This is a genomic window from Intestinimonas sp. MSJ-38, from assembly GCF_018917925.1.
Taxonomy (GTDB): domain Bacteria; phylum Bacillota; class Clostridia; order Oscillospirales; family Butyricicoccaceae; genus Pseudobutyricicoccus.
This window is the reverse complement of the sequence record NZ_JAHLPO010000082.1, coordinates 1-556: the sequence shown is the minus strand read 5'-3', so window position 1 is coordinate 556 and position 556 is coordinate 1. Positions and strand designations below refer to the sequence as shown.

Here is a 556-nt window from a genome sequence, read left to right as displayed (position 1 = left end):
ATGATCCGCTGGGCATCGTCGATCACATAGCCGTTGGCTTTCTTTTCGGTCACCACATAAGTGCCAGGCTCCAGCTTGGACAGGTCGATCATGCCGTTTTCATCGGTGGTAAATTCTTTCGGTCCGAATGGGGTTCCATAGCCTTTGATCTCAAAGACCACATTGGGAATGACCTTGCTGGGGTCGGAGGAATCGATCTTTATTAGGTGAAGTCCAGGTTTCTTGTCGTTAAAAAATACCAGCTCCAGGATGCCGCAGCCTTCGGTCAGCTCGATCTCCTGGGGTATGATGTCCAGCACATGGCCGTCATCGCTCTCCACTTCCTCTACCCGATAAGTGCCAGGTTCCAGATCGGTGAGCAAAATCTCGCCCAGGCGGTCGGTCTCATAAGTGCCGATCAGCTGATTGTCTTTATAAATTTTAAAGGTGATGTCCGGCAAAGTCTCATGGGTCTGCCGGTCATACTTGATGATCCGAAGGCCGGGTTTGGCACTGTTCTTCAGAGTGAAGGTAACGGTGTCCTGCCCTGGCACATTGACGGTGTAAGTCTGGCCGT

General features: G+C 51.6%; 1 protein-coding gene. It reads right to left on the bottom strand.

What is annotated here, in order from left to right:
* The coding region (locus KQI26_RS15165; protein ID WP_253292912.1) for a collagen binding domain-containing protein at positions 1-556 on the bottom strand (556 nt) is incomplete at both ends.